This window comes from Alcanivorax sp., assembly GCF_014762765.1.
Lineage (GTDB): Bacteria > Pseudomonadota > Gammaproteobacteria > Pseudomonadales > Alcanivoracaceae > Alcanivorax.
The window spans coordinates 1-6,232 of record NZ_JABURH010000185.1; the positions used below are offsets into that span (position 1 = coordinate 1).

The 6,232-nt window shown below is 57.8% G+C and carries 8 protein-coding genes; 3 read left to right on the forward strand and 5 right to left on the reverse strand.

Going from position 1 to position 6,232, the window contains the following annotated elements; genetic code table 11:
- Window positions 1–199: 199 nt before the first annotated feature.
- Window positions 200–1,174 (reverse strand): HTH-type transcriptional regulator CysB, encoded by a 975-nt coding sequence (cysB, locus tag HUJ17_RS13915; RefSeq protein ID WP_290511254.1) that lies wholly within the window; start codon window positions 1,172–1,174, stop codon window positions 200–202.
- A gap of 170 nt (window positions 1,175–1,344) precedes the next feature.
- On the opposite strand from cysB, the gene HUJ17_RS13920 reads away from it, so the two are divergent.
- Window positions 1,345–2,142 (forward strand): sulfite exporter TauE/SafE family protein, encoded by a 798-nt coding sequence (locus HUJ17_RS13920; protein ID WP_290511255.1) that lies wholly within the window; start codon window positions 1,345–1,347, stop codon window positions 2,140–2,142.
- A gap of 131 nt (window positions 2,143–2,273) precedes the next feature.
- On the opposite strand, the gene HUJ17_RS13925 is transcribed toward HUJ17_RS13920, so the two are convergent.
- Window positions 2,274–3,191 (reverse strand): 5'-nucleotidase, encoded by a 918-nt coding sequence (locus HUJ17_RS13925; RefSeq protein ID WP_290511256.1) that lies wholly within the window; start codon window positions 3,189–3,191, stop codon window positions 2,274–2,276.
- 326 nt (window positions 3,192–3,517) lie between these two features.
- Here HUJ17_RS13925 and HUJ17_RS13930 point away from each other — a divergent pair, with 326 nt between their 5' ends.
- Window positions 3,518–4,141, forward strand: coding sequence for a hypothetical protein (locus tag HUJ17_RS13930; protein ID WP_290511257.1), 624 nt, complete (start codon window positions 3,518–3,520; stop codon window positions 4,139–4,141).
- Window positions 4,142–4,200: 59 nt separating this feature from the next.
- Here HUJ17_RS13930 and HUJ17_RS13935 read toward each other — a convergent pair whose 3' ends face one another.
- Both HUJ17_RS13935 and HUJ17_RS13940 read right to left on the reverse strand, forming a co-directional pair.
- Window positions 4,201–4,587 (reverse strand): PilZ domain-containing protein, encoded by a 387-nt coding sequence (locus HUJ17_RS13935; RefSeq protein WP_290511258.1) that lies wholly within the window; start codon window positions 4,585–4,587, stop codon window positions 4,201–4,203.
- Complete coding sequence (locus tag HUJ17_RS13940; RefSeq protein ID WP_290511259.1) at window positions 4,577–5,254, reverse strand: hypothetical protein; 678 nt, start codon at window positions 5,252–5,254, stop codon at window positions 4,577–4,579. Before HUJ17_RS13940 ends, HUJ17_RS13935 begins: the two co-directional genes overlap by 11 nt.
- A 79-nt stretch (window positions 5,255–5,333) precedes the next feature.
- Between HUJ17_RS13940 and HUJ17_RS13945 the strand changes: the two genes are divergently transcribed.
- Window positions 5,334–6,020, forward strand: a complete 687-nt coding sequence (locus HUJ17_RS13945; protein ID WP_290511260.1) for a DUF3108 domain-containing protein — start codon at window positions 5,334–5,336, stop codon at window positions 6,018–6,020.
- Window positions 6,021–6,026: 6 nt separating this feature from the next.
- Here the strand turns inward: HUJ17_RS13945 and HUJ17_RS13950 are convergent.
- The coding region (locus HUJ17_RS13950) for a DUF2489 domain-containing protein (protein WP_290511261.1) at window positions 6,027–6,232 on the reverse strand (206 nt) is incomplete at its 5' end.

The window sequence follows — 6,232 nt, forward strand, 5'->3', positions numbered from 1 at the left end:
TCCAGATTTCGGGGATCAACACCCCTTCCAGGTCCAGGCACAGCAATTCCACGGTTTTCCCCTTTGGGTTGATAAGGCGCGCACAATGTAGCCGCGCCATGGGGGCTTTGCAACGGGGAGGCTGGATTTCGGGCTTATGCAATTGTACGAGAGGGCATTTTGTGGGAAGCGATGCTGGCATCGCTTCCCACAAGGGATATTAGCGAATGGGTAGCTCGATGCCTTGAAACAGGGTCTCTCGCTCTTCCCGGTTGGGAGCCTTGATGGCCGCATCCACGCGCTCCCGAGTCAGATGGGGCGCGAACGCTTCCAGGAAATCATACATAAAGCCACGCAGGAAGGTGCCCTTGCGGAAGCCGATACGGGTGGTGCTGGATTCAAACAGATGCCCGGCATCCAGTGCTACCAGTCCCTTGTCTTCCACGGGATCCACGGCCATGTGGGCAATGATGCCCACCCCCATGCCCAGCCGCACATACGTCTTGATGACATCCGCATCGGCGGCGGTGAACACCACCTTGGGCTCCAGGCCCTTGTCGACAAAGGCATCATCCAGCTTGCTGCGGCCGGTAAAACCGAACACATAGGTGACAATGGGGTACTCCGCCAGAGCCTCCAGCGTCAGTGGCTTGACCTTGGTCAGTGGGTGCCCCTCCGGGACTACCACGGTCCGGTTCCAGCGGTAACAGGGCATCATCACCAGATCGGTGAACAGATCCAGGGCTTCTGTGGCGATTGCAAAATCCACGCTGCCGTTGGCGGCCATCTCGGAAATCTGCATGGGCGTGCCCTGATGCATGTGCAGGGACACGTCCGGGAAGCGCCCGGTGAACTGCTGGATCACCGGCGGCAAGGCGTAGCGGGCCTGGGTGTGGGTGGTGGCGATGCTGAGCTCACCGCGGGACTCATCCCGGTATTCCTGGGAGACTCGACGAATCGATTCGGTCTGCTGGAGAATTTCCCCGGCAATCTTCAGAATCGCCTGCCCTGCCGGGGTGATATGGGTCAAGTGTTTTCCGCTACGGGCGAAGACTTCGACGCCGAGCTCATCCTCCAGCATGCGAATCTGTTTGCTGATACCAGGCTGCGAGGTAAAGAGAGCCGCGGCGGTGGCGGACACATTCAGATCATGGCGGGCCACTTCCCAAATGTAGCGTAGTTGCTGCAGTTTCATCCTTGCCTCCGCAATCGGAACACGGCACCCAGGTCGGTGATATCCATCAATGGCAAATCGAGATACCAGCTCAACCTGGTTATAAAAATATAAATAATTATTCGTTCAAAGCATAGATAACCGTCTTTATAGTGGCCCCGTCAAGTTTTTCTCCTGCCAGGAGCCACTGTATGCCGATACTGCAACCGGAGCTGCTCCTTTATATAAGCGCCGGTGCGCTGGTCGGTTTCGCGGTTGGCCTCACCGGGGTCGGCGGAGGCTCACTGATGACCCCGATCCTGCTGCTGTTCGGGTTCCCGCCCCAGGTTGCCATCGGTACCGACCTGCTTTACGCCGCCATTACCAAATCCTCCGGCATGGTGATGCATGCCCGTCGCCGCAACGTGGACTGGACCATTATGAAGCGCATGGCGCTCGGTAGCATCCCTGCCGCCCTGCTCACCGCTACCGCCCTGTGGTTACTGGCTTCCGATGCCGACGACTATGCGCCTCTGCTCACCACCGCGCTGGGTATAACCCTGATCGTCACCGCCCTGGTGCTGCTGTTCAAGCACCGTCTGCAGGCAATGGTAAACCACCACCCTGCCGGCATGCTGGGGGCGGTCCAGCAACGGGCCGGCGCATGGACGGTGGCGATGGGGATTCTGCTGGGCATTTTCGTCACCCTGTCATCAGTGGGTGCCGGCGCCATCGGCACCGCCGTTCTGCTGGTGCTCTACCCTGCCCTGGCACCGATCCGGGTGGTGGGTACCGACCTGGCCCATGCGGTGCCACTCACCCTGATCGCCGGCCTCGGTCACCTGGCCCTGGGACATGTGGATCTGGGCCTGCTGGTTGCTCTGTTGATGGGTTCGCTGCCAGCAATCTACATTGGCACCCATGTGGGCCACCGGATACCCAATCACATCATGCACCCGGTATTGGTGACCGTTCTGTTGGCCCTGGGTATCAAGTATGCGGTGTTTTGAAGGAAGGTCCTGATAATAGAGGGAGACAGGAGCTATGCTTGCATGGCGAACCTGCTTGCAATGGCAGCTGTTCTGCCATGCAAGCATGGGCTCCTACGGAAATCCAAAAACCGGAAGAGGGTACGGAGGCTTCAGCCCTCCCCGCTTTTGCGCCGATTCGCCACGCCATGGGGAACATGCCCGGCCGCCACATGGTGGGCAGCTGATTCACAGTGCCCTTGCTGATCGTCGAAGAACACGTCCGCACCGAATGCCCGCAGAAAATCCCCTTTCGCCAGCCCTCCCAGGAACAGACTTTCATCCAGACGGATATTCCAGTCGCGAAGGGTTCGTACCACCCGCTCATGGGCAGGGGCGCCCCGGGCGGTCACCAGGGCGGTGCGGATCGGGCAGGATTCCACCGGGAAGCTGTTCTGAAGTTGGTGCAAGGCCGCCAGGAACGGCTTGAATGGCCCCCCGTCCAGCGGCTGACGTGCCGATCGCTTTTCGTTTTCGGTAAAGGCCTCCAGGCCATCGCTCTGGAAGATCTGTTCCGACTCATCGGAAAACAGCACCGCATCGCCATCAAAGGCGATCCGCAAAATACCATCCGGGCGCTGACACTGGCCGCCGGAAAGAATGGTGGCGGCGGCATAACCGGCCTCAAGAACCTGCTGTACATCATCAGGGTCAGTGGAGAGAAACAGGTGGGCACCGAAAGCCGACACATACCGGTGTGGGCTTTCACCTCCGGCGAAGGCCGCGCGGGTAATCGGCAGCCCGTAATGCTCGATCGAGTTGAAAACCCGCAGGCCGGTATCCGAACTGTTGCGTGACAGCAGAATCACTTCCACCCGGCCTTTGCCTTCCTTCAGTTCATTAATAGCCAGCAGCTTCTGCACCAGGGGAAAGGCATCACCGGGCTCCAGCACATCGTCTTCATGGCGGGTCTGGTAATCCTGAAACGCTTCCAGCCCCTCTTCCAGATAGACTCTGTGGCTGTCTGCAAGGTTGAACAAAGCGCGTGAGCTGATTGCGATAACCAGCTTGCCATCAAAGGAAACCGGCATGATAGGTCCCGGGCGAAGGTGAATTTTGCCCAGTATCCTGCGCGCATCCTCGAATCGCAACATCACAAAACGGATACCAGGTTCAAGCATTTTGTGGTTGGTGTCTTTCTGTGGGAAGCGATGCTTTCCACAAGCGCTTTCCCCGCTGTCTGAGGTCCAGCATCCAACGTTCGGCCTGCTTTTCAATTGATCAATGGTTGTTCAGTGCTGGGATGTGGCATAAAGTTGCTACAGCAACTGCGTTGCACGTGAACATTGAATCAGGGCATTGCTGCTCTCCGGCACAAAGCCACTACGAAAAATCCGAAGGGGAAAGGGAGTCATCCATGGCTGCTAGCAAGGTGAAAGATACTGTCGAGGAACTTCAGGCTCAGATTCGCAAGCTGGCTGAGCGCTTCGACAAGGAACGCGAGAAACAGATCAGTCAACTTGAGAAACAACTGGAGAAGGTGCGCGATCGCCTGAACCAGGAAATGAAGCGTCAGCGGGAGTACTTCGCCAAGGTTGAAAAGCTGCAGGCGGAATACCGTGACCGTGCCACCGCCACCGTCAAGAAACAGATTGAGCGTGCCCGCAAGGCGGCAGAAGATGCCCGCAAGCAGGTTGAAGCCTCTGAAGGTCGCAAGCGCATTCTGGAAACTGAGGTGCGTGTCTTGAAGGCCACCGCCAAGCAGGCTCACAGCCTGTCCCGGGTTATCGGCCAGTACGAGAAAGATCTGGAAAAACGCGCCAAGGAAATTGAGCGTAAGGTTGCGCCCAAGAAGGCAGCTGCCAAGAAAGCCCCGGCCAAGAAAAAGGCCGCTGCCAAGAAAGCTGCCACTCGCAAGGCTCCTGCAAAGAAAGCCGCTGCCAAAAAGGCCCCTGCCAAGAAAGCAGCCACCAAGAAAAAAGCCGTTGCCAAGCGGGCTCCTGCCAAGAAGAAAGCGGCAGCGCCCTCCTCCGGCAACTAAAAGTAAGCCGATACCAAAAAAGCCGCCCTCGGGCGGCTTTTTTGTATCCGGAAACAGCATTAGTGAGGAAAAAGCTGCTCTTCCATACCCGCCAGATAACGAATCTGGTGTTGGCGGGCATCGCCAGCAAGTTCACGCAGGTTGGAATAGGTTCGTAGCCCGATACGATAGGCCTGCCCTGCCCGGTGACAACTGACCACTTCCGCCGATACTTGACGCAGGATCATGCCTGGCGCGTACAGGTCCAGCTTGAGTCGGGTCCCTCGTGACAAGCTGACCGGTGAAGTCAGGCCAACCCCGTAGCGGTTGTAGTCCATGGCCTTGGCACGGGCCACAAAGCGCCACCCACCAATCAGGCGGTGGCGAAAGATATCTACCCGCATCTGGGTATTGATTCGTGCCAGCTTGCGGCGGTTGGCACCGCGATTTTCCCTGCTATCCATCATCGAACCGTATCAGCATCTGATCAAAATAGTGCACCACCGCTTTCCTGGCGCTGGCCTCCATGCCCGGCAGTCCCTTGTGAGTGGCGGACGCCGTTGCTTTACAAATTGTAACACGAGCAGCGGAGACTAATGCACGGTTTACTCGACCCAGTGTCAGACAAGCCACCGAGTTATCCATGAAATGCGTAATCGCACCATCGTTGATGGCCTGCAGCACATCAAGCAGCCCGGCCATGTCTTCATCGCCCAGTAGACTTGCCTGGAACACCAGACTGGCCTTCTCGGCCATGGCCGGGCTCAACGAGTAAGCCACATACAGCTTGTCACCTCGATAACGGCGCAAATTGCAGAAATACCGCGCCAGGGCCAGCTGCTCGTCTACGGTGGTGTTCTTCATCAACCGGCCAATGAGACTGTCCGCCGAGCGGTTAATCACTCTCATGGCACCCAGAATCAGCCTTGCCGAGGGCCCCTTTGCTTTGGCCGCTTCCAGCGGTCCCTTGAAGAACACCGACAGCACTTCATCAACAAAAGGCACAACCAGGGCATCCAGTTCTTCCAGGTGGCAACGACCGGGCGCAGCCAGCATCCCATCAATAAATCGCTCAATGGATTGCTTAAGAGATGGTGAGGCCTCGAAGGCAATGTGGAGCGTGCTATCATCCATACTCATTTAACTGGCGGACACTGGGAAAGTGGCGAATCATACTGTAATTACTCGGCCCTTACGGCTGCTGACGGGCCTGATGTTTTTGGCGTCCCAGTCACTGTTTGCTGAATCTGCCGGTCAACTCCCCCCCTTCCCGGTAGCGCTCCAGCCTGCTGAGGCCGAATACCGGGTTGTGGTCAATGGCATCCCGCTTGGTCTCAATGCAACCATCCGCCTGACCCAGGAAGATCAGGATTACCAGCTCCATTTCCGTATTGAAAATCGCCTGTTTCAACACGAGGAAGTGGCCACCTTCCGCTGGCATGACTGTACCGCCCGGCCCCACCACTATCGCCATGCCAGTGCCGGCTTCGGTCTGCGCCGGGAAGGCGAAATTCTGTTTGATTGGCAAGACCGCGAAGCCCAGGGAAGCAACGCGATATATCCACTAGTGGACGATGCCCTGGATGCGCTTAGTGTGGCCATGATGGCCCGCTGCAATATGGCCCGGGGCGACGCGGCATTCAGCTACCCGGTGGCAGAACCGGATGGCATGGCACACTATCAGTACCGTTCTCTAGGAGAGGAAAACCTGGAGACGCCCGCCGGTGAATGGGATGCCACCAGCGTAGAGCGGGATTACCCGGAACGAAGCAAACGCTCACGTTTCTGGGCAGCTCGGGAACTGGATTACTTTATGGTCCGCATGGACCACCAGGAAAATTTGTTTGTGCGGGGGCGCATTGAAATGACCTCGTTCAGATATCTCGCGACAACCCCTTGAGGCACTCTAGATGCCCAACCCGATCCGCCAGGTCGGTAACACCTTCGCCAGGCGCCGGGTCGCCTGGTTAACCACTTCATCCTGATCCTCTTCCAGTTGCCAGCGATGGGAATCCTGCTGGAAGCGCGCCCGAGGTGTCAGTTCCTGCCGTTGCTCGCCACGATCAAACTGTCGGCAGGTCTCGGCAAACTGGTGGATAGCGGCAAGATCCA